This is a genomic window from Janthinobacterium woesei, assembly GCF_051380875.1.
Taxonomy (GTDB): Bacteria; Pseudomonadota; Gammaproteobacteria; order Burkholderiales; family Burkholderiaceae_D; genus Janthinobacterium.
Window position 1 is genome coordinate 166,718 of the sequence record NZ_JBNYXW010000006.1, and the last position, 25,151, is coordinate 191,868.

At 63.7% G+C, this 25,151-nt stretch carries 18 protein-coding genes; 11 read left to right on the plus strand and 7 right to left on the minus strand.

The features are described from left to right. Nucleotides 1-147: 147 nt before the first annotated feature. A complete protein-coding gene (cphA, locus tag ACQ4W6_RS08455) occupies nt 148-2,718 on the minus strand; it encodes a cyanophycin synthetase (protein WP_436566738.1) in 2,571 nt (856 codons plus the stop codon). An 80-nt stretch (nt 2,719-2,798) separates the two neighbouring features. Next, nucleotides 2,799-4,976 carry a cyanophycin synthetase gene (locus tag ACQ4W6_RS08460; protein WP_436566739.1) on the minus strand — a complete coding sequence of 726 codons (2,178 nt, stop codon included), beginning with the start codon at nt 4,974-4,976 and terminating at the stop codon, nt 2,799-2,801. Nucleotides 4,977-5,490: 514 nt separating this feature from the next. On the opposite strand from ACQ4W6_RS08460, the gene ACQ4W6_RS08465 reads away from it, so the two are divergent. Beyond that, complete coding sequence (locus ACQ4W6_RS08465) at nt 5,491-7,761, plus strand: cyanophycin metabolism-associated ABC transporter (protein WP_436566740.1); 2,271 nt, start codon at nt 5,491-5,493, stop codon at nt 7,759-7,761. A 2-nt stretch (nt 7,762-7,763) separates the two neighbouring features. After that, on the plus strand, nt 7,764-8,234 hold the full coding sequence (locus tag ACQ4W6_RS08470) for a cyanophycin metabolism-associated DUF1854 family protein (protein ID WP_436566741.1): 471 nt from the start codon (nt 7,764-7,766) through the stop codon (nt 8,232-8,234). Between the two features lie 50 nt (nt 8,235-8,284). On the opposite strand, the gene ACQ4W6_RS08475 is transcribed toward ACQ4W6_RS08470, so the two are convergent. Beyond that, nucleotides 8,285-9,799, minus strand: coding sequence for an AMP nucleosidase (locus tag ACQ4W6_RS08475; RefSeq protein WP_436566742.1), 1,515 nt, complete (start codon nt 9,797-9,799; stop codon nt 8,285-8,287). A gap of 123 nt (nt 9,800-9,922) precedes the next feature. On the opposite strand from ACQ4W6_RS08475, the gene ACQ4W6_RS08480 reads away from it, so the two are divergent. Further along, the gene (locus ACQ4W6_RS08480) at nt 9,923-10,522 is read left to right on the plus strand and encodes a TetR/AcrR family transcriptional regulator (protein WP_436566743.1); all 600 of its coding nucleotides are present in this window, start codon (nt 9,923-9,925) and stop codon (nt 10,520-10,522) included. A 14-nt stretch (nt 10,523-10,536) separates the two neighbouring features. Beyond that, a complete protein-coding gene (map, locus tag ACQ4W6_RS08485; RefSeq protein ID WP_436566744.1) occupies nt 10,537-11,340 on the plus strand; it encodes a type I methionyl aminopeptidase in 804 nt (267 codons plus the stop codon). Between the two features lie 52 nt (nt 11,341-11,392). Here map and ACQ4W6_RS08490 read toward each other — a convergent pair whose 3' ends face one another. Both ACQ4W6_RS08490 and ACQ4W6_RS08495 read right to left on the minus strand, forming a co-directional pair. Continuing rightward, nucleotides 11,393-13,870 carry a tetratricopeptide repeat protein gene (locus ACQ4W6_RS08490; RefSeq protein WP_436566745.1) on the minus strand — a complete coding sequence of 826 codons (2,478 nt, stop codon included), beginning with the start codon at nt 13,868-13,870 and terminating at the stop codon, nt 11,393-11,395. A gap of 73 nt (nt 13,871-13,943) precedes the next feature. Further along, complete coding sequence (locus ACQ4W6_RS08495) at nt 13,944-14,723, minus strand: AraC family transcriptional regulator (protein WP_436566746.1); 780 nt, start codon at nt 14,721-14,723, stop codon at nt 13,944-13,946. Between the two features lie 94 nt (nt 14,724-14,817). Here ACQ4W6_RS08495 and ACQ4W6_RS08500 point away from each other — a divergent pair, with 94 nt between their 5' ends. Beyond that, nucleotides 14,818-15,708, plus strand: a complete 891-nt coding sequence (locus ACQ4W6_RS08500) for a DMT family transporter (protein WP_436566747.1) — start codon at nt 14,818-14,820, stop codon at nt 15,706-15,708. 42 nt (nt 15,709-15,750) lie between these two features. Further along, nucleotides 15,751-16,341: an O-methyltransferase gene (locus tag ACQ4W6_RS08505; RefSeq protein WP_436566748.1), complete on the plus strand. Its 591-nt coding sequence runs from the start codon at nt 15,751-15,753 to the stop codon at nt 16,339-16,341. Here the strand turns inward: ACQ4W6_RS08505 and ACQ4W6_RS08510 are convergent, their stop codons facing one another. Both ACQ4W6_RS08510 and ACQ4W6_RS08515 read right to left on the minus strand, forming a co-directional pair. Next, a complete protein-coding gene (locus ACQ4W6_RS08510; RefSeq protein WP_436566749.1) occupies nt 16,342-16,848 on the minus strand; it encodes a GAF domain-containing protein in 507 nt (168 codons plus the stop codon). Between the two features lie 63 nt (nt 16,849-16,911). After that, the gene (locus ACQ4W6_RS08515; RefSeq protein ID WP_436566750.1) at nt 16,912-17,814 is read right to left on the minus strand and encodes a LysR family transcriptional regulator; all 903 of its coding nucleotides are present in this window, start codon (nt 17,812-17,814) and stop codon (nt 16,912-16,914) included. Between the two features lie 85 nt (nt 17,815-17,899). Here ACQ4W6_RS08515 and ACQ4W6_RS08520 point away from each other — a divergent pair, with 85 nt between their 5' ends. The 5 genes from ACQ4W6_RS08520 to ACQ4W6_RS08540 all read left to right on the plus strand — a co-directional run bounded on the left by ACQ4W6_RS08520 (nt 17,900) and on the right by ACQ4W6_RS08540 (nt 25,135). Further along, nucleotides 17,900-18,892 carry an aldo/keto reductase gene (locus ACQ4W6_RS08520; protein ID WP_436566751.1) on the plus strand — a complete coding sequence of 331 codons (993 nt, stop codon included), beginning with the start codon at nt 17,900-17,902 and terminating at the stop codon, nt 18,890-18,892. 154 nt (nt 18,893-19,046) lie between these two features. Then, a complete protein-coding gene (locus ACQ4W6_RS08525; protein ID WP_436566752.1) occupies nt 19,047-19,880 on the plus strand; it encodes a CheR family methyltransferase in 834 nt (277 codons plus the stop codon). A 4-nt stretch (nt 19,881-19,884) separates the two neighbouring features. Then, nucleotides 19,885-20,526, plus strand: coding sequence for a chemotaxis protein CheB (locus ACQ4W6_RS08530; protein ID WP_436566753.1), 642 nt, complete (start codon nt 19,885-19,887; stop codon nt 20,524-20,526). 116 nt (nt 20,527-20,642) lie between these two features. Next, on the plus strand, nt 20,643-21,770 hold the full coding sequence (locus ACQ4W6_RS08535; protein ID WP_436566754.1) for a hybrid sensor histidine kinase/response regulator: 1,128 nt from the start codon (nt 20,643-20,645) through the stop codon (nt 21,768-21,770). After that, complete coding sequence (locus ACQ4W6_RS08540; RefSeq protein ID WP_436566755.1) at nt 21,767-25,135, plus strand: hybrid sensor histidine kinase/response regulator; 3,369 nt, start codon at nt 21,767-21,769, stop codon at nt 25,133-25,135. The genes ACQ4W6_RS08535 and ACQ4W6_RS08540 overlap by 4 nt, the downstream gene beginning before the upstream one ends. Nucleotides 25,136-25,151 lie beyond the last annotated feature (16 nt).

Genomic DNA, 25,151 nt, shown 5'->3' on the forward strand with positions numbered 1-25,151 from the left:
CCGGGTTCGCTAGTCGAGCTGACAGCATAAAGGTCCCACGCCACGCCGCCTTGTGCCAAATCACGAGTCAGAATGAGATGAAACGGTGGGGAAAAGAAAAGGGCGGCCCGCAGGCCGCCCGTGTGCGCAGTGATGCAGCGCTAAGGCTTAGGCTTCGGCGACGCGCTTGGCGATGTGCGCCAGCGCTTCTTCCACCTGGTCGATCAGGATCAGGCACAAATCGCCTTCACCCAGGCGTGCCAAGGCCTTGTCGATGGCGACGAATTCGCCGTTGATTTCGTCGATATGGCTGGTGCGCTTGGCGCCATTCAAACCCTGGCGCAGCAGTGCCACCACTTCGCCGTCGGCGCGGCCGCGCTGGCACTGGTCCTGGTACAGCAGCACATCGTCGAACGCGGCGCCGAGGATTTCCGTTTGCTGGCGGATGTCTTCGTCGCGGCGGTCGCCGGCGCCGCTGATGACGACAAGGCGGCGTTTGGCCGGCATGCTTTCCACTGCCTGCACCAGCGCCAGGATGGCGTCCGGATTGTGGCCGTAGTCGGCGATCAGGGTGGCGCCCTTGTAATCGAACACATTGAAGCGGCCCGGCGCGTTGTCGGCTTCATTGGCAAAGGTTTTCAGGCCCAGTGCAATTGTTTTCCAGTCGAGGCCCACGGCCCAGGCGGCGGCCAGCGATGCCATCACGTTGTCGACCTGGAAGCCGATCGCGCCATTGCGCGTGATCGGCACCTGCGACAGGGCGATCTCGTGGCGCTCCTGGCCCTGTGCCGCGACCAGTTTACCGTCTTCGACGAACACCACGCGGTTGCCTTGCGCGCGGTGCGTGGCCATCACGGGGTGCGACTTGTCGGCGGCGAAAAAGGTCACCGTGCCGCTGCAGTTCCTGGCCATGCGCGCCACGGCCGGATCGGTGGCGTTCAGCACGGCCACGCCGCTGTCGGCCACGTTCTGCACGATCACGCGTTTGAGCACCGCCAGGTCTTCCACGGTGGTGATGTAGTTCAGGCCCAGGTGGTCGCCGGCGCCGATGTTGGTCACCACGGCAACCTGGCAGCGGTCGAAAGCCAGGCCTTCGCGCAGCATGCCGCCGCGCGCCGTTTCGAACACGGCGGCGTCGACGTCAGGGTGCAGCAGCACGTTGCGCGCGCTGCGCGGGCCGCTGCAGTCGCCGCTGTCGATCTGGCGGCCTTCGATGTACACGCCATCCGTGTTCGTCATGCCCGTGCGCAGGCCGGAAGCGGTCAGCAAATGGGCGATCAGGCGCACGGTGGTGGTCTTGCCGTTGGTGCCGGTGACGGCGACGACGGGGATGCGGCCATCGTCGCCTTCGGCGAACATGGCGGCGATGATGGCTTCACCCACTGGGCGCGGCTTGCCGAACGAGGGCGCCAGATGCATGCGCAGGCCTGGAGCCGCGTTCACTTCCACGATGCCGCCGTTCTGTTCTTCCAGCGGTTTCAAGACGCTGTCGGAGACCACGTCCACGCCGCAGATATCGAGGCCTACCATGTGCGCGGCCGCGACGGCGCGCGCCGCCACTTCCGGATGCACGTCGACGGTGACGTCGGTGGCCGAGCCGCCTGTCGACAGGTTGGCGTTATTGCGCAAGATCACGCGCTGGCCCACGGGCGGCACCGAGTCAGCCACATAACCCTGTTTGGCCAGGCTGGCCAGGGCGATGTCGTCGAAGCGGATTTTCGTCAGCGAGGTGGCGTGGCCGCTGCCGCGGCGCGGGTCCAGGTTGACCTGGTCGACCAGTTCGCGCACCGTGTGCTGGCCATCACCCACCACTTGCGGCGGGTCGCGGCGGGCCGCTGCCACCATCTTGTTGCCGATGACGAGCAAACGGAAATCGTGGCCCGGCAAATAGCGCTCGACGAGGATATCGTCGCGAAATTCCTGCGCTGCGATGAAGCCGGCCGTCAGCTGTTCGCGCGTGGTGATGTTCACCGTCACGCCCTTGCCCTGGTTGCCGTCCTTCGGCTTGACGACGACGGGCAAGCCGATTTCGCAGGCGGCCGCCCAGGCGTCGTCCGCGTCGATAACGACACGGCCTTGCGGCACGGGCACGCCGGCCGAATCGAGCAGCTTCTTGGTCAGTTCCTTGTCTTGCGCGATGGCTTCGGCAATGGCGCTGGTGCCGTCCATTTCGGCGGCCTGGATCTTGCGCTGGCGGCTGCCCCAGCCAAACGTCACCAGGCTGCCTTCGGTCAGGCGGCGAAACGGGATGTTGCGCGCCACGGCAGCGTTGACGATGGCGCCCGTGGACGGGCCCAGGCGCACGTCTTCATCGAGTTCCTGCAACTGGTGCAGGGCGCCAGCCAGATCAAATGGTGCATCGTCGAGCGCAGCGCGGCACAGTTGCTGCGCCAGTTCCAGGGCCAGGCGGCCGACGGCTTCTTCCGAGTATTCGACGACGACCTGGAAGATACCCGTTTCCAGCGTCGGCGTGGTGCGGCTGAAGGTGACGGGGCAGCCGGCTTGCGCCTGCAGGCCCAGCGCCGCCAGTTCCAGCACTTGCGCCATCGGCGCGGCGTTGTAATTGCCCAGCGGTTGCAGCGGGCTCAGTTGCGGAAAGCGCGCGCGCAGGCGGGCTTCAAAGCCGGGCAACTGGGCGATGTCGAGTTCCTGCGTGGTGCAGGAAACAATGGCTTCCACGGCGGTGTCGTGGCTCCAGAGATTAGGGCCCCGCAAGGCCCGTACGCGAGATACTTCCATAATTAAACCGTCATCCTGTTGTGTTCTTGTGGGCCCGGCCGTAGCCGGGCTTGGGTGCTGCTTTGCCTGTGCCTGTGGGGTTAATTCCCGATACAGCCAGGCGCGGCATCAAAGGTGCGCAAACCGGCGCAGATCAGGTCGACCGGCAGGTTCAGCGCCCAGGCGGCGGCCGCTACTGCCAGCACGCTGTCGACATTGCCGGCGGTGGCCGGCTTCAGCAAGTCCAGGCATAGCAGCACGGTGTCGATGGCGCCTTCGGCCAGCACGATGTGGTTGTCGCGCACGAACACCGCGCGCTGGCCGGCGGCCAGCTGCGCCGTGATGGCGGGCAGGCTGCCATCCTGCGCATACAGGGTCACCGTGCCGTCGCTCAGCTCGGCCAGTTCCAGCACTTGCGGGTTCGCTGCGTTGAGCACGGCCACGCCGCTCGGCACGACCACGTCGACCTGGCTGCGCACGACCTTGTACAGGCCGGCCGCGTCGAGCACGTCGAAATCCTTGACGCTATCGAGGCTGCCCATGTCCGTGACGATGCCGATCTGGCATTTGTCGTAAGCCAGGCCTTCGGCCAGGATCATGCGTGGATTGCTCTCGAACAGGGCCGTTTGCACGGTACGGTTCAGCAGCAGGCGCTGGCCCGCGTCCCAGTTCACGCAATCGCTGCTGACGACGCGGCGCTGGTCCAGGTACATGCCTTCGCTGCAGACGGCGCCCGTGTGCAGGCCCGACAGATTGAGCAACTTGCACAGCATGCGCACGATCAGGCTGGCGCCGCGCGTGCCCGTCACGCCGATCAGCGGAATGCGGCCCGTTTCTTCGGGTGTGAACAGGTGCTCGACGATGGCCGCGCCGACAGGGCGGGGCTGGCCCACGCCCGGCTTGATGTGCGCCAGCAAGCCTGGGCTGGCATTGACTTCGATGATGGCGCCGCGCTGCTCTTCCAGCGGCCGCGTGATGTCAGTCGTCACCAGGTCGATGCCGGCGATATCGAGGCCCACCACGCGCGCAGCCAGCAGCGCCGCATGCACGACGGATGGATGCACGTCGTCGGTGACGTCGATGGAGACGTTGCCGTTCGGCTGGATCAGCACTTTCTGGCCCGCCTGCGGCACGGACAGGGCGGTCATGCCCTGGCGCTGCAGTTCGAGCACGATTTCGGCCGATTCGTGCGGCTTGACGGTGCCCAGTGGGAAATCTTCGCCTTCGCCGCGGCGTGGGTCGATATTGATCTGCGTGTTGACCAGTTCCAGCACCGTGGACACGCCATCGCCATCGACCCACAGCGATTCGCCCTTGGCGGCGGCGATCAGCTTGTTGCCGACGACGAGCAAGCGGTGTTCGTCGCCCGTGATGAAGCTTTCCACCAGCACGGCCGAGCTGTCGCCCTTGCGCGCCGCCAGTGCATAGGCGGCCTTCACGTCCGCTTCCGTCATCAGGTTCAAGGACACGCCGCGGCCATGGTTGCCGTCATACGGCTTGACGACGACGGGCACGCCGATATCCTGCGCCTCTTCCCAGGCCGCCTCGGCGCTGCGCACCAGGCTGCCTTCGGGCACGCGTACACCGCACGACTTGAGCAGGAATTTGGTCAAGTCCTTGTCGCTGGCGATGCCTTCGGCAATCGCGCTGGTACGGTCCGTTTCGGCCGTCCAGATGCGGCGCTGCGCGGCGCCATGGCCCAGTTGCACCAGGTTGCCGTCGTTCAGGCGCAGCGAAGGGATGCTGCGTTCGGTGGCGGCATCGACGATGCTGGCCGTACTCGGGCCCAGGCAGCGATCATCGACCATGTCGCGCAGGGGCACCAGGGCCGCTTCCAGGTCGAAGGCTTCATCGTTGATGGCGGCCATCAGCAGTTCACGCGCGGTGGCCAGGGCGGCGCGGCCCACGTGCTCTTCACGCGTGCGGAAGGCCATCTTGTAGACGCCGCGCTGGCTGGTCGAGCGCGTCTGGCCGAAGCCGGTGCGCATGCCTGCCAGGTTTTGCAGCTCCAGCACCACGTGTTCGAGCACGTGGGCCGACCACGTGCCTTCGCGCAGGCGTTCGAAAAAGCCGCCCCGTTCGCCCACGCCGCAGCGGTGCTCGATCATGCCGGGCAGCCATGCGACGAGCCGCTCGTACAGGCCGGGCAAGGTATTGGATGGATAGTCTTCCAGTTCGCCAATGTCGACCCAGGCTTCAATCACCGGGCGGTAAGTCCAGATGTTGGGGCCGCGCAAGTGGGTGACGCGGACAAATTCGATGTTCTTCTTCTTGATCATGTAAGTGGTTTCTTGATAACAAGCCAGGCGTCTTGGCGCCAGATACTTTATGTTGGCTTTACAGAGACTTTTCAGGCTCGTGCTTGGTTCTTTATCCCGGGTATGCGCAGTGTGCCACTTTTAGCGGTCTCTTGTCGCGTTTGCCTCTCGTATTCTGCAGGTGTTGTCATTCTAATTGTTACTAAATGTTGCGATTATTGCTAAAAACACACCGTCCCGTGGCTGGCGAGAGACATTTGCGCAACGGCCAACTGTTGTACACTTCAGCCCTTGCGCAGCGTTGCAAAAGCGCCGCGCCTGCCTGGCGGCATTTCCTGCGGCGATCAAGCGTTTTTTTGCGCCGTTTTGCTATCCATTCCTTACTGGCATGCATCCATTCGATACAATACAGGAAATTGCCACTGGTGCATCTACCCCGCCATCGCGCAGTACACAAACATTGATCGGGCACTTGCCCCATCCCCAAAATCCCGCCCTTTGAAGGGCTTGGCCTCGAGCCGGAGTATGCTTTACGATGACAACTGAACTGAGTGTTCCTGCAACAACTATCCCCCTCACATCGCTGCCGGAACACTGGCTGGCGGAAGTGGAAAGCAAGCTTTCTCCAGGGGAGAACGTTTTAAGTAGCGTTGAGGTTGACCTCGATGCGCGATTACGTTTCACAAAAGGCATAATTGTTGTCACCGAGAAGCGTTTGCTGGCCCGTTCGCCAGGCGAAAGCACGTGGGAAAGCTGGTCTTTCCGTCCCGGACTGCGCCTGACGCACCACGACCATGCCGGCGTGGGCCACCTGGAATTGTTCGACGACCACGGCCGCCTGGCCTCGTGGCGCTTCACCCTGGGCCAAAACCTGCATGCGATCCGCGTGCTGGAGCAGTTCATCGAGCGCCTCGACAGCCATTTGACGGGCCAGCCCGTGCTGGAAGCGGAGCAGGAAGTGTGTCCGAGCTGCAAGGCGCCTTTGGAGCCGGAGCAGGAAGAATGCCCGATCTGCGCCAAGGTGCTGTATACGCCACCGTCCACCTGGACCCTGTTCCGCCTGTGGCGTTTTGCCCATCCCTACCGTGGCCAGCTGGCGCTGGGCTTCATGTTGATGCTGCTGAGCACGGCCGCGCACATGATTCCGCCCTACCTGACGGCGCCGCTGATGGATAATGTGCTGATACCATATCAAAATGGCAAGCATATCGATCCGTGGCTGGTGGTGTATTACATGAGCGGCTTGCTGGGCTCGGCCCTGCTGGCCTGGCTGCTGGGCTGGTGGAAGACGTATGTGCTGGCCCTGGTGTCCGAGCGCATGGGCGCCGACCTGCGCTCGGCCACGTATGAACATCTGATGAAACTGTCGCTGGAATTTTTCGGCGGCAAGCGCACGGGCGACCTGATGGCGCGTATCGGCAGCGGCAGCGACCGTATCTGCGTCTTCCTCTCGCTGCATTTGCTCGATTTCGCCTCCGACGTGTTGATGATCATCATGACCGGCATCATTTTATGGTCGATGAACCCGTGGCTGGCCATCATGACCCTGGCGCCGCTGCCCTTCATCGCCTGGATGATTCATCTGGTGCGCGACCGTTTGCGCACGGGCTTTGAAAAGATCGACCGCGTGTGGAGCGAAGTGACCAACGTGCTGGCCGATACCATTCCCGGCATCCGCGTCGTAAAAGCGTTTGCACAGGAAAAACGCGAAGCGGCGCGCTTTCGCGAGGCCAACGCGCACAACCTGGCCGTCAACGATAAATTGAACAAGGTCTGGTCGCTGTTTTCGCCCACCGTTTCCTTCCTGACCGAGATGGGTTTGCTGGTCATCTGGTGCTTCGGTATCTGGCAGTTATCGCGCGGCGAAATCACCGTCGGCGTGCTGACCGCCTTCATCGCCTACAGCACGCGTTTCTATGGCCGCCTCGACTCCATGAGCCGCATCGTTTCCGTGACGCAAAAATCAGCTTCTGCCGCCAAGCGCATCTTTGACATCCTGGACCACGTGTCGAGCGTGCCGGAACCGGCGCAACCGGTCAAGCTGGACAAGATCGAAGGCCGGATCGACTTGCGCGAAGTCGGTTTCCGCTATGGCAACCGCGCCGTCAACCGCGGCGTCACCCTCAATATCAAGGCGGGCGAGATGATCGGCCTGGTGGGCCACAGCGGTTCGGGCAAGAGCACGCTGGTCAACCTGATCTGCCGTTTCTATGACGTCTCGGAAGGCGCAATTTTGCTCGACGGCGTGGATATCCGTTCGTTTGCCGTCTCCGACTACCGCCGCAATATCGGCCTGGTGCTGCAGGAGCCGTTCCTGTTCTTCGGCACCATCGCGGAAAATATCGCTTACGGCAAGCCGCACGCGACGCGCCAGGAAATCATCGCCGCGGCGCGCGCCGCCCACGCCCACGAATTCATCCTGCGCCTGGCGCAAGGCTACGATTCGATGGTGGGTGAACGTGGCCAGGGACTGTCTGGCGGCGAACGCCAGCGCATCTCGATTGCCCGCGCCTTGCTGATCGACCCGCGCATCCTGATCATGGATGAAGCGACATCGTCGGTGGACTCGGAAACGGAGAAGGAAATCCAGAAGGCGCTCGACAACCTGGTGCAGGGCCGCACCACGATCGCCATTGCCCACCGTTTGTCGACGCTGCACCGCGCCGACCGCCTGGTGGTGCTGGACCGTGGCCAGGTTGTCGAAGTGGGTAGCCACGACGAGCTGATGGCGAAAGAGGGCGCCTATTTCCGCCTCTACGAAGCACAGGCGCGCAACAACGAGCTCGCCCTGGATGACAAGGAATAAGCATGGCCAGTACAACTTTTACATTAAGCCGCGACAGTTTCGGCAAGCTGGTGATGACGGATGCAGACGGCCAGCTCTTTGAGGGCGTGGCGCCGGTGCGTGCCTTTCCCATCCAGTCGCCCGATGAAGGTATTTCACTGGTACTGGGCAACGGCAAGGAAGTGGCGTGGATCGAGCATGTCGATGCGCTGCCCGAGCCGAACCGTACGCTGGTGAAGGAAGAGCTGGAAGGGCGCGAGTTCATGCCTGAAATTGTGCGCGTGAAAAGCGTCAGCAGCTTCGCCACGCCATGCACCTGGCATGTCGATACGGACCGGGGCGTGACGCAATTCGTGCTGAAAGGCGAAGAAGACATCCGCCGCATCGGCGCTGCGTCGCTGCTGATCGCCGATAACCACGGCATCCACTTTTTGATCCGTGACATGTTCGGCATCGACAAAAACACGCGCAAGATACTCGACCGCTTCCTGTAAGCGGTCGTGCATGAAAAAACGGCGCCTGCATGTAAAGCAGGCGCCGTTTTTTATTGGAAGGCCACTTCCGCGAAGCTGCGCAGCTTGCGGCTGTGCAGCCTGTCCACGCCCTGGCGGCGCAGCAGTTCGACGGCGCGGATGCCGATGCGCAGGTGCTGGTCGACGCGTTCGCGGTAGAAGTGGTTGGCCATGCCGGGCAGCTTGATTTCGCCGTGCAGCGGCTTGTCGCTGACGCACAGCAGCGTGCCGTAAGGGACGCGGAAGCGGAAGCCGTTGGCGGCAATCGTCGCGCTTTCCATGTCCAGCGCGATGGCGCGGCTCTGGCTGAAGCGGCGCTCTGGCGTGCGCTGCGGCAGCAGTTCCCAGTTGCGGTTGTCCGTGCTGGCCACCGTTCCCGTGCGCATGATGTGTTTCAGGTCATGCCCCGTCAGCTGGGTGATTTCCGCCACTGCCGTTTGCAGCGCCTGCTGGATTTCAGCCAGCGGCGGGATCGGCACCCACAGCGGCAAGTCTTCGTCGAGCACATGGTCTTCGCGCACGTAGGCGTGTGCCAGCACGTAGTCGCCCAGGCTTTGCGTGGTGCGCAGGCCCGCGCAGTGCCCCAGCATCAGCCAGGCGTGCGGGCGCAGCACGGCGATATGGTCGGTGATGGTCTTGGCATTGGCAGGGCCGACGCCGATATTGACCATGGTGATGCCGCTGCCATCGGCGCGCAGCAGGTGGTACGCCGGCATCTGCGGCAGGCGCGGCGGCGCGGCGCCCAGCGCATCCTCGCTTTCGACGGTCTGGCCGACGCGGCGCGTGACCACATTGCCCGGTTCGACAAAGGCGATATAGCCGTCGTCGTCCGATGCTGCGGCCGGGTCGGGCGCGCGGTCCATCATGGCGTGGCCTAGGCGAATGAATTCGTCGATATAGAACTGGTAATTGGTAAACAGGACGAAGTTCTGGAAGTGCTGCGGCGAGGTGCCGCTGTAGTGGCGCAGCCGCTGCAGCGAATAGTCCACGCGCGGGCCTGTAAACAGCGCCAGTGGCTGGGCTTCGCCGTGCGCCGGTTCATGCGTGCCGTTGGCGATGCCGTCATCCATGGCCGCCAGGTCGGGCAGGTCGAACAGGTCGCGCATGGCCAGGCGGCGGCCAGCATCCATATTGCCTTCGATATGGTCATGCTCGGCGAACGAGAAATGCACGGGAATGGGCTGCGCGCTGACGCCCACTTCCAGCTGGACCTTCTGGCCGCTGTTGTGGTTTTTCAGCAGCAGGGTGAACTGGTCGAGGTAGTAGTCGCCAAACAGGTCGGGGCGCGTCAGCGTGGTTTCAAACACGCCGGGGCCGGCCACGAAACCATAGGCCAGCGGCGAATCGGCGCGCGCCACGGTGTCGGTCTGGATGCGCACGAAGGGATAGCAGGCGCGCGCTCTTTCGTGCATGTCTTCGCCGGCGACAAAGCGCTGCAGCGCAACGCGCAAGTGTTCGATGCTGCTGCGGTAGATGGCTTGCACTTGGGCCAAAGCCAGGCGTGGATCGTCGAAGCGGGCGGAGGCAATGAAGGGGGGCGTAAGCAAGCGAGTTCTCCTTGTGGCGGTTCGTGAATACCATTGTAAGGCAGCAAGGCAACTCCTGTTGCTAGGTTTAAGGCTTGGCAGGGGTGCTTGACGGATTCAAATAGAATCTGTATTCTATTTGGGATGGTCAGACTAGCTAAATTCAACGAAAACAATTTCATCGACAGCGCCATTGCCGTCGCCGCCCAGTGCGGCGTGGGCGCCGTGTCGATGGCCGCCATCGCCGTCAAGGCCGGTGCGCCCATCGGTTCCGTGTATCACCGCTTCGATTCGCGCAACGCCATCCTGGCGCGCGCCTGGCTGCGCGTGAAAAGCGACTTCCGCGAGGAGGTGGCCAGCCTTTGGCTCGGTGGCGATACCTGGGCCGGCGTGCATGGCTTGCTGGACTGGTGCCGGCGCAAGCCCGTATATGCGCGCTTCCTGCTGCAATGCGCGGACAGCCCTGATTTCAATGGTGGCCTCAGCGAGCAATTGCTGGCCGCCGTGGAAGAAGAGCAGGCGGCGCTCGACGCCTGCTTTGCGCGCTGCGCCGAAGCCATGCCCGGCACCACCGGGCTTGATCTGGATCACATGCTGCTCAAATTCGTGCTGATCGACGCCCCCGTGGCCGTCGTCAAGCCTTACCTGACCCAGGAGCGGCCGATACCGGCCAGTGTCGACGCCATGCTGCGCGCTTCGCACGACGCCGTGCGCGGCTGGGCCGCTCACACCACTACACACTAACAAAGAAGAAAACCATGCGCTATTCCACCCAGCTTGAACACGGCAAGAAAATCCCCCTGCACGACGAAGAAGGTTTCATCGGCATGCGCGCGGCCGGCCGCATCGCCGCCGACACGCTCGACTACATCACGCCTTTCGTCAAGCCAGGCGTATCGACGGCCAGGCTCGATGCCCTGTGCGAAGAATTCATGCGCGCCGCCGGCGCCATCCCCGGCACCATCGATTACCATGGTTACAAGCACGCCAGCTGCATCTCCGTCAATCACGTGGTCACGCACGGCATCCCGTCCGATACGAAGATCCTGAAAGTGGGCGACATCCTCAATATCGACGTGACGCCGAAGTTCAACGGCTGGTTTGGCGACACCAGCCGTACTTTCAAGGTGGGCGCCGTTTCCATCCTGGCCAACCGCCTGGTCAACACGGCGTATGAATCGATGATGGCCGGCATCAACACCGTGCGTCCGGGCGCCACCCTGGGCGACGTGGGCGCCGCCATCGAAGCTGTCGCCAAGGCGCAGGGCTTTTCCTCGGTGCGCGACTTTTGCGGCCATGGCGTGGGCCAGGTCTTCCACGATACGCCGCAAGTGCTGCATTACGGCCGTGCCGGCACGGGCATCGTGCTCGAACCGGGCATGATCTTCACCATCGAGCCGATGCTCAACGTGGGCAGCTACCAGGTCAAGGTCTTGCCGGACAAATGGACGACGGTCACAAAAGACCGCTCGCTGTCGGCGCAGTTCGAACACTCGCTGGCCGTGACGGAAACGGGCTTTGAAATCTTCACCCTGAGCGGCTTGCCGGACCCGCTGGTCTGATAATGGAGGCGGCGCGCTGGCCCCTATGCCAGCGAGGCATATCAGGTGCTCTTCAAGGTTTTCCCTGCGCCACGGCCTTGATGGCGCGCTCTTCGCCCATGGCGGCGGCGATCTTCCAGCGCTGCATGGCGCTGGTGCGGTCGGGGCGTTTCAGGCCCGCGCCTTCCCAGTCCATCAGACCCAGGTTGTAGATGTCGCCCGCGCTGCCCTTGTCGGCGGCCAGGGTGAACCATTTGCGCGCTTCCTTGTGATTGACGGGCATCTGGACGCCGCGCACGTTGTACAGGCCCAGCAAATGCATGGCTTGCGCATTGCCCTTGTGCGCCGCCTGTTTCAGCAAGTCGAGCCCGCGCGCCATGTTGCGCGGTTCCTGCCAGCCTTCGGCCAGCATCACGCCCTTCGCCGCCAGCGCATAGCTGTCGCCCTTCACCAGACCCTTGCCGATCAGGGGCTTGGCGGCCACCTGGCGCGCTGCGCGCTGCTGCGCCGTCGGTACGGTGACGGGGCCGGGCTGGCCTTCGCCCATCAGCAGCATCCAGCCATACAGGCCATACGCACTGGCGTCGCCTTTGCCGAGCAGGCTTTCCAGCATGGCCAGCGCCTGTACCTTGTCGCCATTTTCATACAGCTTGACGGCCTTTTGTATGCTGGCGTCTTGCGCTGGCAAGGCTGGCGCGTGCGGCGCCACGGGCACCGAGGCCAGCGCCGATTGCGGCGGCGCGGAAGGCGGGCGTACGCGCACGGGCAAGCCATAGCTGGCGGCCAGCACGGCCAGGCCGGCGGGGGCGAGGATCAGGACGTGGGCCAGCTGGTTGCGGCGGCCCTTGCTGGCGATACGCATGGCGCGCTCGGCTTGCTGCTCGCCGCCCAGCGCCGCGCTGAGCACGGCCTTGACCTTGCGCTTGAACAGCCAGTAGCCGGCACCCGTGACGAGCAGGCCGGCGACAGCGGCCATGCCGCGCCCGGCGAAGAACCAGATGGCGATGGCGGCAGCCAGTGCGGCCAGCGCGCTCTTCCACCAGAATTGCTTGGCCAGCCGCGTGTAGACCTGGCGCAGCGCGCCCAGCACGCAGGTGCGCACGTTTTGCGCATAGTCGTTTGACACCACGTCGACGTGGGCGTGATCCGGCTCGCCACTGAGGATCGATTCGATCACGTCGGCATTCAATTCGGACGCGGCCACGTCGCGCAGCGGCGCCAGCAAGCCTTGCACGTGGGCCGAGAACAGACCGTCGTCGGCGCTGCCGGCCAGCGCGTCGCTGAGCGCCTTGAGGTCGCCGCGCAGCAGCTTTTCCACGATGTCGTCCAGGGTCAGCCAGCGCAAATCCGTGCCATATGCCACCAGGTGGTGCTTTTGCGTATTGCAGGCGGCGTCCAGGCGCACGATGCGCAGCTTGGCCGCATACAGGGCGTCGACTTCCTGCGGCTGGTCTTCGTTGTAAATGCTCACTTTTGCCAGGGCCAGGCTGCTGGCGATGGCTGCCAGTGAGTGCACGCTCTCCTTGTCGCGGATGCGGCGCGCGTCGTCGGGCGCCTGCTTGGGCAGGCTGACGCTGTAGCCGGGCGCCACATGCACGTCGACCCACGCCGCATTGCCCACCTTGCCGGACGCGTCGCACGGATTGCAGCGCAGGTCGCCCGCGCCGCTGCAGGTGCGGCAGGTGCCGCTGCCGCTGGCGCGGCAGGTGCCGCAATGGATGTTGCCGGAACCGTGGCAAGTGTTGCAGCTGACCTTGCCGTAGCTGCAATGATGGCAAGAACGGTGCAGGGTGCGGTACTGGGGCCGCGTTTCGCTGTGGTAGCTGGTGTGCGAACTGCCGTTTCTGTAAGTGGTAGTGGGCACTTGCACTGTGATGTAATCGGTGACTTGCTCGGCAACGCTGCCGCTGCCGCTGCAATACGAACACGACACCTTGCCGCTGCCGTAGCAGCCGTAGGCGTCGCAGCTGACGGTGCGCCCGCCATGGCAGCTCCAGCAGGTTTCCGTGGTTGAACCTTGGCAAGTGTGGCAGCTGATGCGGCCGCGGCCGGTGCAATTGTTGCACGTATCGAGGTGCCAGTACTTGACGGCGTGCGGCAGGTACACGCCCGCCTCGACGCCATTGTAGGCCTGGCCTGCCTGGTGCAGGGCTGCGTCGAGCTTGCCTGCGGCGCGGCGCAGGCGTTCCTTTTCCTGCGCGTGAGCGAGCGCTCCCACTTCCTGGGCGCCACAGCGGCAGTCGTTGCCGGACGGCGCGAAGTAGCCATTGATGGCGCGCTGCTCGAAGCGCGCTTCGAGTGCATAGTTTGCCTGCAGCGAGAACTCCTGCAAGACGTCTTGCTCGCCCAGCGGCGTGATGTCGTGCGGCGCGAAGCGCGTCTTGTCCTGCACCAGGGTGCGCAGCTTGCCCAGCACGGTGGGGCTGTCTTGCGCTGATTCTTCCTTGTCGAGCTTGATGGGCGCTGGCGCCGCCGTCACGGTCGGTTCTGGCACGTCGGGCAGCGCAGCGCTGCCGGCAGTGTCGGTGGCCGTATCGGTGCTTGGGTTCATGCGCGTCCTTTTGCTCTCTGGAAAGATGTTTGAATTTTAGCATTCATGCGCTGCACAGCTTTGGCCACGTTTGTCAGCGCATGCCACGGCGGAACTGGTCGGGCGTGCTGCCGCTCTGGCGGCGAAACATGGCGATGAAGGCCGAAGCCGTGCTATAGCCCAGTTCCAGCGCGACCGCCTGCACCGTGTCGCCCCTTTCCAGCAGTGGCAAGGACGCCAGGAAGCGCTGGCGCTGGCGCCATTCGCCAAACGGCATGCCCAGCTCGCGCTGGCAGCGGCGCGCCAGGGTACGTTCGGTGACATGCAATTGCGCGGCCCAGTCAAACAGTGAGCGGTCACTGCCGGGGTCCGCCTGCAGGGCGGCCAGCAGCGCCGCGATGACCGGATCGTCGCTGCCCGGCAAATAGTTGCTGCTGCTGGGCGCCAGTTGCAACTGGTCGACCAGCACCTGCGCCATGCGCTGGTCGGCTGGCGTGGTGGGCGTGGTAATGCCGCGCTCGGCGAAGTCGCCGAGGATGGCTTTGAGCAAGGCACTCAATACCAGCGCGCACGGCTGCGCCGGCAATTGCGTGCACAAGCTGGCATCGATGTAGGCCGACTGAAACACCACATCCTGGCGGATATAGCCGTCATGCAAGGTTTCGGGCGGTATCCACACGGCATACTGGGGCGGCGCCAGATAGCGCTGGCCGGCCACCATCATTTCCATCACGCCCGTGGAGCAGTAGGTCAGCTGGCCCCATGGATGGCTCTGGTAGTCGAACTGCTGGTGCGCGTGGTAGTCGTCGAGGCGAAAGTACACGGGATAAGGCAAGGCCTCGGAAACGGCGGGGAAATGCAGGTTGGTGGCCATTTTGTCTCCTTGCGCGCATCGGTGTCTGGTATTCATTATATCCATGGAATCGGACTATGCGAAAATGGCACCATTGAATTCTGGAGTCAGCCGCATGAAAGCCAAGCATTATCTGTTTCCCGTGATCGCCGTATTGATCTGGGCCATCAACACCATCGTCAGCAAGATGGCCGTCGGCGTGATCGACCCGGCCGCCATCTCGTTCTACCGCTGGCTGCTGGCCGGCGTGCTGCTGGCGCTGGTATTTGCCCGCCCCGTATGGAAGCAGCGCGCCGTGGTGAAGCCGTACCTGGGCAAACTATTTGTGCTGGGCATGTTGGGCATGGTCATGTACCAGTGCCTGGCGTACATCGCCGCGCAAACGACGACGGCCACCAACATGGGCATCCTGGCGTCGCTGATGCCCTTGCTGGCCGTCGGCCTATCCGTGCTGCTGCTGGGCGAGGCGCCCACCGTGGGCGGGGTCTTCGGCGGCCTGGTGTCCTTGCTGGGCCTCGGCTACTTGCTCAGCCATGGCGACCCTGCCGCCCTGATCGCCCACGGCTTGGCCGTCGGCGACGCCCTGATGCTGCTGGCCTGCCTGTCGTATGCCGGTTACGGTGTGCTGCTCAAGCGCTGGAAGATTCCCCTGAATAACTGGCATTCGCTGCTGATACAGGTCTGGTGCGCCGTGCCCGTGCTGTTCGTGTACTACCTGAGCCAGTCCGCGCCGCCCGTCACCAGCGCCGGCGTGCCGCTGGTGCTGTTTGCCGGTATTCCTGCCTCCATCATCGCCCCGTTCCTGTGGATGCATGGCCTGGCCAAGCTGGGCCCCAGCCGCGCCACGACATTGATGAATCTGCTGCCCGTATTCACCGTCATCATCGCCATGCTGTTCCTGGGAGAAACTTTACACAGTTACGATGTAATCGGCGGCGGCGTGACCCTGCTGGGCGTGGTGATGGTGCAGTACTTGAAGCGCCCCTTGCGCCGCGCGATGGCGTAGCTTTTTTGCTATTCTGGCGTTTTATTTACATAAGGAGACAGCATGCCGAGCATTGATACCCTGTTGAGCGAACTCGAAGCGTTTGGTGTGTCCCATGACGCGGCGCACACGGAGCGGTCCAGCCGCATGCTCAACATCACGCGCGACACGGGCGAACTGCTGGCCGTGCTGGTGCAGGCGCGTGGTGCCCGCCGGGTGCTGGAAATCGGTACCTCGAACGGCTATTCCACCCTGTGGCTGGCGCGCGCGGCGCGTGCGCTGGGCGGCGGCGTGGTGACGGTGGAAAAAGCGCAGGACAAGTTCGACATGGCGCGCGCCAACTTTGCGCGGGCGCAACTGCAGGGCGTGATAGGCCAGTTGCTGGCCGACGCGGGCGAGGTGCTGCGCGATGCGCTTGATGGCGCCTACGATCTGATCTTTCTCGATTCGGCCCGCCAGCAATACCAGCAGTGGTGGCCGCAGCTGGACCGCGTGCTGGCAGCGGGCGGCGTGCTGGTGGTCGACAACGCCAGCTCGCACTACGCCGACATGGCCGCATTCCTTGACGGCATTCGCTGCGATGATCGCTACACCAGCTGCCTGGCGACGGTGGGCAAGGGCGAATTCATCGCCGTCAAGTCGGGCGCCTGGTAGTCATTCAGCGATGGCCGCTTCCAGCACGCGCACCAGCGATTCCACGCCTTGCGCGTCGACCTCGTCGAAGCGGCCCGTCAAGGGGCTGTCGAGGTCGAAGACGCCGATGATTTGACCCTGCGCAAAGATGGGCACCACCAGTTCCGAGCGTGAATTGACGTCGCAGGCGATGTGGCCGGGAAACGCGTGCACATCCTGCACGACGATGGATTTGCCTTCGACTACGGTGGTGCCGCACACGCCGCGGCCCTTCTTGATGCGGATGCAGGCCGGCTTGCCCTGGAACGGTCCCAGCACCAGTTCATCGCCTTTCAGGAAATAAAAGCCGGCCCAGTTCAGGCCGGGCATGCTGTTGAAGACCAGCGCGCTGAAATTGGCGGTATTGGCGATGAAATCGCTCTCGCCCGACAGCAAGCCTTGCAGTTGCGAGCGCAGGTCGGCGTACATGGTGTGCTTGGCTTCAGGGGTATTGGTGGCGTAGGCGGCGTCGCTGATGGTAAATGTCATGGTCGTGGTGGTCGAAATGGCGAAGGCGCCATGGTAGCGCGTCTGGCACGCGTGCGTGCGGCGTCACCGTTTCAACTGTTCCGCTGCCAGCCGGCGCAGCAGGGGCAGGGCGGCATGGAGGTGGCAGTCCTCGTCTTCCTTCTGCCAGGCCAGGCCGATGCCGGCCGCCAGATCCTCGCCTTCCACCAGTTGCCGGTAGGCCACACCACCTAAGCGCAGCGCGCGAAACGAGTCGGCCAGCAGGGCCATGCCCTTGCCGGCGGCCACATCGCTGAGCAGCACATGGTGGTCCAGCGCTTCGCGCAAGAAAATGGGCGCGAAACCGTGGCGGCGAAACACTTGTTGGCAATGATCAAAAAAAGCGGGCTGGCGCGCCCGTTCGAACCAGTAGACGGCCTCATGCGCGATGTCGGCCAGGCTGACCTTGCGTTTCCTTGCTAGGCGGTGCCCGGCGGGCAGGGCCAGCATCATGGGCTGGCGCGCCAGCGGCTGCACGGCCAGAGCGAACGTGGCGCTGGGTAGGGCGATCAGGGCCGCATCGAGCTGGCCCTTGCGCACGGCGGCCACCAGGCGCGGCGAGGGCGCGGACGTCAGTTCCAGGCGGATATCTTTCAATTGCTTTTCCAGCGCCGCCAGCAGGGGCCGGAACAGGCCCGCTTCCACCGAGCTGGTCAGGCCCAGGCGCAGGCGCGCGGGCGCGGCATCGCGCTGCAAGGATGCTTGCGCGGCATCCAGCAAATCGAGGATGTGCAGCGCCTGCGGCAGCAGGGTGCGCCCCGCATCGGTCAGAGCCACGCCCTGCGTGTCGCGCTCGAACAGGCGCGTGCCCAGCTTGTCTTCCAGCGCCTTGATGGCGCGCGACAGCGGTGGCTGGGTCATGTGCAACTGCTCGGCCGCCTGTCGGAAGTTCAGGCAGCGGGCGACGGCGCAAAACAGGCTCAAGGCATGGGTATCGAGTGCTCTCATACCTTAAAGGTATCACGAAATCGCTCATTCCAGCAGGCGCTGGCATAGCCTAGACTGGCTGCATTGACACTTGATGGAGATCAACATGCAACTGCAACAACGACGCATCGGCAATAGCGGCATGAGCAGCTCGGCACTGGGCCTGGGCTGCATGGGCATGTCGGAATTCTATGGCGCCACCGACGAGGCGCAGTCACTGGCCACCCTGGAGGCGGCCTTGGCGGCTGGCGTGACCCTGTTCGACACGGCCGACGCCTACGGTTTTGGCCACAACGAGCAATTGCTGGGGCGCTTTTTAAAGGGCCGCCGCGACCAGGCGCTGATCGCCACCAAATGCGGCCTGGCGCGCGAGGCGGGTAGTTATGCGCGCCGCGTCGATAATTCTCCCGCATATATTCGCCAGGCCTGCGAGGCGTCGCTGGCGCGCCTGGGCGTGGAGAGCATCGACCTGTTTTACTTGCACCGCCTGAACCTGGAGACGCCGCTGGAAGAGTCGATGGGGGCGCTGGCGCAACTGGTGCAAGAGGGCAAGATCCGCGCCGTGGGCCTGTGCGAAGTGAGCGCCGCCACCCTGTTGCGCGCGGCCGCGATCCACCCGGTGGCCGCCGTGCAAAGCGAATATTCGCTGTGGACGCGCGAGCCGGAACAGGGCGTGCTGGCCGCCTGCCGCGCCGTGGGTGCCAGTTTCTTCGCCTACAGCCCGCTGGGGCGCGGTTTCCTGACGGGAACGATTACGGCGGCGGACAGCCTCGAGGCGGGGGATTTTCGCCAGTTCAACCCCCGCTTCTCTACCGAAAACCTGGCGCGCAACCAGGCTATCGCCGCACTGGTCAAACAGATGGCGCGCGAAAAAGGCTGCACGCCGGCCCAGCTGGCGCTGGCCTGGCTGCTGGCGCAAGGGCCGGACATCATTCCCATTCCCGGCACCAAGCGCATCGCCTATTTGCACGACAATCTGGGCGCGCTGCAGCTGCGCCTGGACGCGGCCGAGCTGGCGGCCATCGCCGCCGCCTTTCCGCTGGGCATGGCGGCGGGCGAGCGCTATACGGATGAGGGCATGAAGGGCGTGGATGCGTGAAAAAAGATGGCCGAGTGTACGCCAGCGTACTAAGCGGCCACATTTCCTGGGGGATAGTTCGTGCTGATCTGCTAGCATTCTATGCTGAACTGCGTGGTGAACTGCGTGGCGAAATACGTGGCGCAGTGCTTGGCGTTGCACGGTCCAGTATCAGATGAGGTGGATATTGCTAGACGATGACATTTTCGATATAGAACTGAAATTATTGCTTGAGGGAATCTTGTTGAGGTATCAGCATGATTTTCGCGATTATTCGGTGGCTTCCCTGCGCCGGCGCATGCGCCAGGCCATGCAGCGCTTCAGCTGCGCCAGCCTGTCGCAATTGCAGGACCGTATCTTGCATGAACCTGCCATGTTCGCGCAGATGCTGCAGTTCTTCACGGTGCAGGTCAGCGAAATGTTCCGTGATCCCGCGTATTTCCGTGCCTTGCGCGAAAAAGTCGTGCCCATCCTGCACACCTATCCCTCCATCAAGATCTGGGTGGCCGGCTGCAGCAGTGGGGAAGAAGTCTGGTCGCTGGCGATCTTGCTGGAAGAAGAAGGCTTGCTTGAGCGCAGCATGATTTATGCCACCGACATCAATGTCGAAGCGCTGGCCGCCGCCGAAGCGGGCATTTATGCGATCGAGCGCATCGCCCAGTTCAGCGAAAACTACCAGCTGGCGGGCGGCAAGCGTTCCTTGTCCGACTATTACACGGCGGCCTACAAGGGCGCCATTTTCGACCGGCGCTTGCGGCGCCAGTTTGTTTTCGCCGACCACAGCCTGGCGACCGATAGCGTGTTTTCGGAGGTGCACATGGTGTCTTGCCGTAACGTCATGATTTACTTCAATAAAGACTTGCAGGACCGCGCCCTGGGCCTGTTCCACGAAGCGCTGGTGAACCGCGGCTTCCTGGGACTGGGCATGAAGGAAAGCCTGCATTTCAGCCGCCATGCCGCCAGCTTCCGCGAGCTGTGCGCGGCTGAAAAAATCTACCAGCGTGCCTGATCGCATGTCCCCCAGCGTGCCGTCCAGCGCTCTGGCCACACTGCCGACCAGCGAGGTGGCAGCGCCGCCGGCCGGCCTGCGCCTGATCGCCATCGGCGCCTCGGCCGGCGGCGTCGAAGCGCTGGGCATCGTGCTGCGCGCCTTGCCTGCCACTTGCCGCGCGGCCGTGGTGGTGGTGCTGCACCTGGCGCCTGGCCGCTCCAGCCAGTTGCCGCAGCTGTATGCCGGGCGTTGCCCGCTGCCACTGCGCGAAGCGCAAGACAAGGAACCCTTGCAAGGCGGCAGCGTCTATTTCGCACCGCCCGACTATCACCTGCAAGTCGAGCCCGATGGCTGTTTTTCGCTGTCGCACGAAGAACCCGTGTATTTTTCGCGCCCAGCGATCGATGTTTTCCTGGAAACGGCCGCCCAGGCCTACCGGCGCGACATGCTTGCCATCATCCTGACAGGAGCGTCGGCCGATGGCGCGGCGGGCCTGGCGCGCGTGCGGCAACTGGGCGGCAGCGCCTGGGTGCAGGATCCGCAGCGGGCCAGCTGTGGCATCATGCCTGCCGCCGCCCTGCAACGCGCTGGCGCCGACCGTGTGCTTGATTTGCCGCGCATGGCGGCCAGCCTGGCGCTGCTCGGTGCTGGAGAGCACAAGTGAATGGCGGTGTGGCAGTACGTGTAATATATGCAAAAACTGAAGTAAAAACTGAAACAATATTAACTCCATATCAAAACACGATGGCATCTTGCCGTTGCGATGCCTGAAGATTACCCGTGACCGCACCTATTCATATCCTCGTCGTTGACGACATCGCGCAAAACCTGATCGCTGCCGAAGCCGTGCTGGCGCGTCCCGGGATTGTTGTCCTGACGGCCGCCTCGGGCGCCGAGGCGCTGGAATTGCTGCTGACGCATGAGGTCGCTCTGGCGCTGATCGACGTGCAAATGCCGCAGATGGACGGTTTTGAACTGGCCGAGCTGATACGCGGCAGCGAACGCACGCGCAGCATCCCGCTGATTTTCCTGACGGCCGCCTCGCGCGAGCCCAGCTACAGTTTCCGCGGCTACGAGGCGGGCGCCGTCGACTTCCTGTACAAGCCCATCGACGCCAAGGCCTTGCAAAGCAAGGTGGCGGTGCTGGTCCAGCTGTACCAGAAAAAACGCGAACTGTCGGCCCAGCTCGATGAACTCAAGCATGCGCTGCACCTCAACGAATTGTTTACCGCCGTGCTGGGCCACGACTTGCGCACGCCGCTGTCGGTGGTGATGAATGGCGCCATGTTGTTGCCGATGATGAGCGACCACCCGAAAGTGGTGATCACGGCGCAGCGCATCGAAAGCAGCGCCAGGCGCATGGCGCGCATGGTCGACCAGTTGCTGGACCTGGCCCGCATCCGTTCGGTCACGATGGAGTTGCGCAGCAGCATGCATGATTATTTGGCGCTGGCGCGTGCCATCGTCGATGAATTCGACACGGCGGGCAAGCCCTCGCCTGTCGAGGTCAGCAGCATCGGCGAGCTGCACGGGCAATGCGATGCGGGCTTGCTGTCGCATGTCATCTCGAATCTCCTGTGCAATGCCATCACGCATGGCGAGACGGGTGCGCCGGTGCAACTGGCGCTGGACGGGCGCGCTGCCGGCAGCATCGAGTTGCGCATAGGCAATCGCGGCGTCATCGCCGCCGCCTTGCTGCCGAGCTTGTTCGAGCCGTTCCAGCAGGCGGGCGAGAAGCGCAGGACGGACCAGGGCTTGGGGCTGGGCCTGTACACGGTCAACATGTTCGTCAAGGCGCATGGCGGCACGGTCGAGCTTAGTTCGACGGCCATGCAAGGCACGCTGGTGACGGTGCGCATTCCGCGCCACTGCCAGGTACGCGTGCAAGCCGGCGTGGCGGCAGCATGAGCATGCCATCGTGGCCGCGCGGCGGCGGCATCATGGGCGAGCTGCTGCGCCAGCGCGACTGGTCCGCGACCAGCCTCGGTGCGCCGGGCAGCTGGCCGGCCAATTTGCGCACCAGCGTCGACATCGTGCTCCATTCGCCGATGGCGATGGTGCTGATGTGGGGCCCGCAGCATGTGATGTTCTACAACGATGACTACATCAGGATCGCTGGCGCGCGCCATCCGGCGGCGCTGGGTGGCACGGTGCCAGCCGTCTGGCCCGAGATCTGGGACTGGAACGCGCGCATCCTGGAAGCGGGACTGCGCGGCGAGACGCAGGTGCACCGCGAATGCAGCCTGCCACTGTTGCGCGATGGAAAGCCCACGGATGTTTGCTTCGACCTGTTTTACACGCCCGTGCATGGCGAGGACGGCCAGGTTGACGGTGTGCTGTGCACGGCGGTGGAACTGACGGCGCGCATGGAAGAGGGGCGCCAGTTGAAGCTGGCCACGGCCGCGCTGGGCGAACTCAACACCACTTTGCAGGCCGAGAGCGAAGCCGTGCGCGCCGCCAACCGCCGCCTCGGTGAAGAGCGTGCCCTGCTGCGCGCCCTGTTCCAGCAGGCGCCTAGCTTCATGGCCATGCTGCGCGGGCCGCAGCATGTGTTTGAGCTGGCGAATGAACACTATCTGCGCCTGGTGGGCCACCGCGACCTGCTCGGCAAGCCTGTCGAAGAGGCCTTGCCGGAAGTCAAGGCGCAAGGCTTCATCGACCTGCTCGACCAGGTGTACCGCAGCGGTGTCGCCCATGAAGGGCGGCAGGTGAAGGTGGACTTGCAGACGGCAGATGGGCAAACGGGCCAGCGCCAGGTCGATTTCGTATATCAGCCCATCAAGGACGACGATGGCATGGTCACGGGCATCCTTGTCGAAGGCGTCGACGTCACCGAGCGCATGGAAGGCGAGGAGCGGCTGCGCCTGGCCCAGCAGGCGGGCGGCATCGGCACCTTTGAATGGTTTCCCGAGACGGGCGCGATGGTGGTGTCGCCCACGTTCCGCCGCCAGTGGGGTATTGCCGATGAGCAGGAAATCACGGAGCAGTTGCTGGTCGGCCTGGTCGATGCGCGCGACCAGCAAAAGGTGGGGCCCAGCAGGCTGTCCCTGGCGCCCAACCCGCTCGAATACGTGGAGTACCGCGTGCGCCGTCCGCTCGATGGCGCGGTGCGCTGGATCGCGCGCCAGGGCGAGGTGATTCCTGGCCGCTTGCCTGGCCAGCGCCGCTATGTGGGCGTGTCGTTCGACGTCACGCAGCGGCGCCAGATCGAGGAGGAACTGATGGCCAGCCAGGAACGCATGGCCGCCATTTTTGGCCAGGCCTCGGTGGGCCTGTCGGAGCTGGACCTCGATGGCCGTTTCCTGCGCGTCAACGGCGCCCTGTGCCGCATGCTGGGACGCTCGTCCGAGGAGTTGCTGGCGCTGAACATGAACGACATTTTGCATCCCGATGACATGCCTGGCAACAATGTGCTGTTCCAGCGCCTGGTGGAAACGGGCGAGTCGTTCGCGCTGGAAAAACGCTACCTGAAGCCCGATGGTTCGCTGGTCTGGGTATCGAGCAATGTCAGCCGCCTGGTCGACGAGCAGGGACATACGCGTTCCGTGATCGCCGTCAAGACGGATATCACGGACCGGCGCCGCGTGGAAAAAGCGCTGCATGAATTGAACGAAACCCTGGAGCACCGGGTCGAACAGGAAGTGAGTGAGCGCACCAAGGCGGAAGACGCCTTGCGCCAGGCGCAAAAGATGGAAGCCGTGGGTCAGTTGACGGGTGGCATCGCGCATGACTTCAATAATGTGCTGCAAATCATTTCCGGCAATTTGCATCTGCTGCAGCACCTGGCCGGTAGCGATGGCCTGATGCGCCAGCGGCTCGATACGGCGATTGCCGCCGTCGAGCGGGGCGCCAAGCTGTCGTCGCATTTGCTGGCGTTTGCGCGGCGCCAGCCATTGAAGCCCGTGGTGGCAGACTTGATGCGCGTGGTGCGCAATATGGATGCGCTGTTGCAGCGCGCCCTGGGCGAAGCCATCGACATCGTGCTGGTCGGCGGCGGCGGTTTGTGGAATACCCTGGTTGACCGCAGCCAGATTGAAAACGTCATCCTCAACCTGGCCATCAATGCGCGCGATGCCATGGATGGGGTGGGCAAGCTGACCATCGAGCTGGGCAATGTCGTGCTCGATGAACATTATGTGCACAATCTGGTCGACGTGCCGGCCGGCCAGTATGTGATGCTGTCGGTGACCGATACGGGGCACGGCATGAGCGCTCCCGTGCTGCAGCGCGCGTTCGAACCGTTCTTCACCACCAAGCCGGAAGGCGCGGGCACGGGGCTGGGGCTGTCGATGGCGTATGGCTTCGTCACGCAAAGCCGCGGCCATATCCGCATTTACAGTGAACCTGGCGTGGGCACGGGAGTCAAAATCTATTTGCCCCGCTCGCTGATGGCCGAAGCGGACGAAGAAGTGGAATTGAGCGGCGTCGTCACGGGCGGCACGGAAACCGTGCTGGTGGTGGAAGACGACGTGGGCGTGCGCGGCACCGTGGTCGACATGCTCGGTGCGCTCGGTTACACGGTGCTCAAGGCCGAGGATGGCGAAAGTGCGCTGGCCGTGCTGCACAGCGGTGCGCCAATCGACTTGCTGTTTACGGACGTGATCATGCCCGGGCCCGTCAGCAGCACGGAAATGGCGCGCCAGGCGCGCGAGTTGCAGCCCGATCTCGCCGTGCTGTTTACCTCGGGCTACGCGCAAGACGTCATCGTACACGAGGGGCGCCTCGATGCGGGGGTGGAATTGCTCAGCAAACCGTACCGGCGCGAAGAGCTGGCGCGCAAGCTGCGCCATATGCTGGCCAACCGCCAGCAGAAAATGCGTGCGCGCCAGTTCGAGCTGGCCGGCAGCTCGGCGGCCAGCGCAGTGGGGGCGGGCACGCCGGGCCTGGATTTGACGGGCCATGCTTTGGTACCGCAGGGAGATATGCCGAAGTCCATGAAAATTCTGGTGGTGGAAGATAACCTCGATTCGCAGCTGATGGTGTGCGAGCTGGTGGGTATGCTCGGGCATACGGTCAGCGGCGTGTCCGACGGCGAAGCCGCGTGGCAATTGCTAAGTGAGCAAGACTTCGATATCCTGTTTACCGATGTCAGCTTGCCTGGCATGTCCGGCATCGCGCTGGCGCGCATGGTGCTGCGCGAGAAACCGGGCATGCGCATCATCTTTTCCACCGGTTATGGCAAGGAATCGCTGGATGAACTGGGCTTTTCCGCCAGTGTCTTGCGCAAACCGTATGATTTGATGGAATTGCAAGCGGCACTCGACCAATCCTGACCGGCGCACATGGTGG

Excerpts from the sequence above, each read along its gene's own strand:
- cphA (WP_436566738.1), bottom strand. The coding sequence starts at position 2,718 with ATGGAAGTATCTCGCGTACGGGCCTTGCGGGGCCCTAATCTCTGGAGC.
- ACQ4W6_RS08460 (WP_436566739.1), bottom strand. The coding sequence starts at position 4,976 with ATGATCAAGAAGAAGAACATCGAATTTGTCCGCGTCACCCACTTGCGC.
- ACQ4W6_RS08465 (WP_436566740.1), top strand. The coding sequence starts at position 5,491 with ATGACAACTGAACTGAGTGTTCCTGCAACAACTATCCCCCTCACATCG.
- ACQ4W6_RS08470 (WP_436566741.1), top strand. The coding sequence starts at position 7,764 with ATGGCCAGTACAACTTTTACATTAAGCCGCGACAGTTTCGGCAAGCTG.
- ACQ4W6_RS08480 (WP_436566743.1), top strand. The coding sequence starts at position 9,923 with ATGGTCAGACTAGCTAAATTCAACGAAAACAATTTCATCGACAGCGCC.
- map (WP_436566744.1), top strand. The coding sequence starts at position 10,537 with ATGCGCTATTCCACCCAGCTTGAACACGGCAAGAAAATCCCCCTGCAC.
- ACQ4W6_RS08490 (WP_436566745.1), bottom strand. The coding sequence starts at position 13,870 with ATGAACCCAAGCACCGATACGGCCACCGACACTGCCGGCAGCGCTGCG.
- ACQ4W6_RS08495 (WP_436566746.1), bottom strand. The coding sequence starts at position 14,723 with ATGGCCACCAACCTGCATTTCCCCGCCGTTTCCGAGGCCTTGCCTTAT.
- ACQ4W6_RS08500 (WP_436566747.1), top strand. The coding sequence starts at position 14,818 with ATGAAAGCCAAGCATTATCTGTTTCCCGTGATCGCCGTATTGATCTGG.
- ACQ4W6_RS08505 (WP_436566748.1), top strand. The coding sequence starts at position 15,751 with ATGCCGAGCATTGATACCCTGTTGAGCGAACTCGAAGCGTTTGGTGTG.
- ACQ4W6_RS08510 (WP_436566749.1), bottom strand. The coding sequence starts at position 16,848 with ATGACATTTACCATCAGCGACGCCGCCTACGCCACCAATACCCCTGAA.
- ACQ4W6_RS08515 (WP_436566750.1), bottom strand. The coding sequence starts at position 17,814 with ATGAGAGCACTCGATACCCATGCCTTGAGCCTGTTTTGCGCCGTCGCC.
- ACQ4W6_RS08520 (WP_436566751.1), top strand. The coding sequence starts at position 17,900 with ATGCAACTGCAACAACGACGCATCGGCAATAGCGGCATGAGCAGCTCG.
- ACQ4W6_RS08525 (WP_436566752.1), top strand. The coding sequence starts at position 19,047 with ATGAGGTGGATATTGCTAGACGATGACATTTTCGATATAGAACTGAAA.
- ACQ4W6_RS08530 (WP_436566753.1), top strand. The coding sequence starts at position 19,885 with ATGTCCCCCAGCGTGCCGTCCAGCGCTCTGGCCACACTGCCGACCAGC.
- ACQ4W6_RS08540 (WP_436566755.1), top strand. The coding sequence starts at position 21,767 with ATGAGCATGCCATCGTGGCCGCGCGGCGGCGGCATCATGGGCGAGCTG.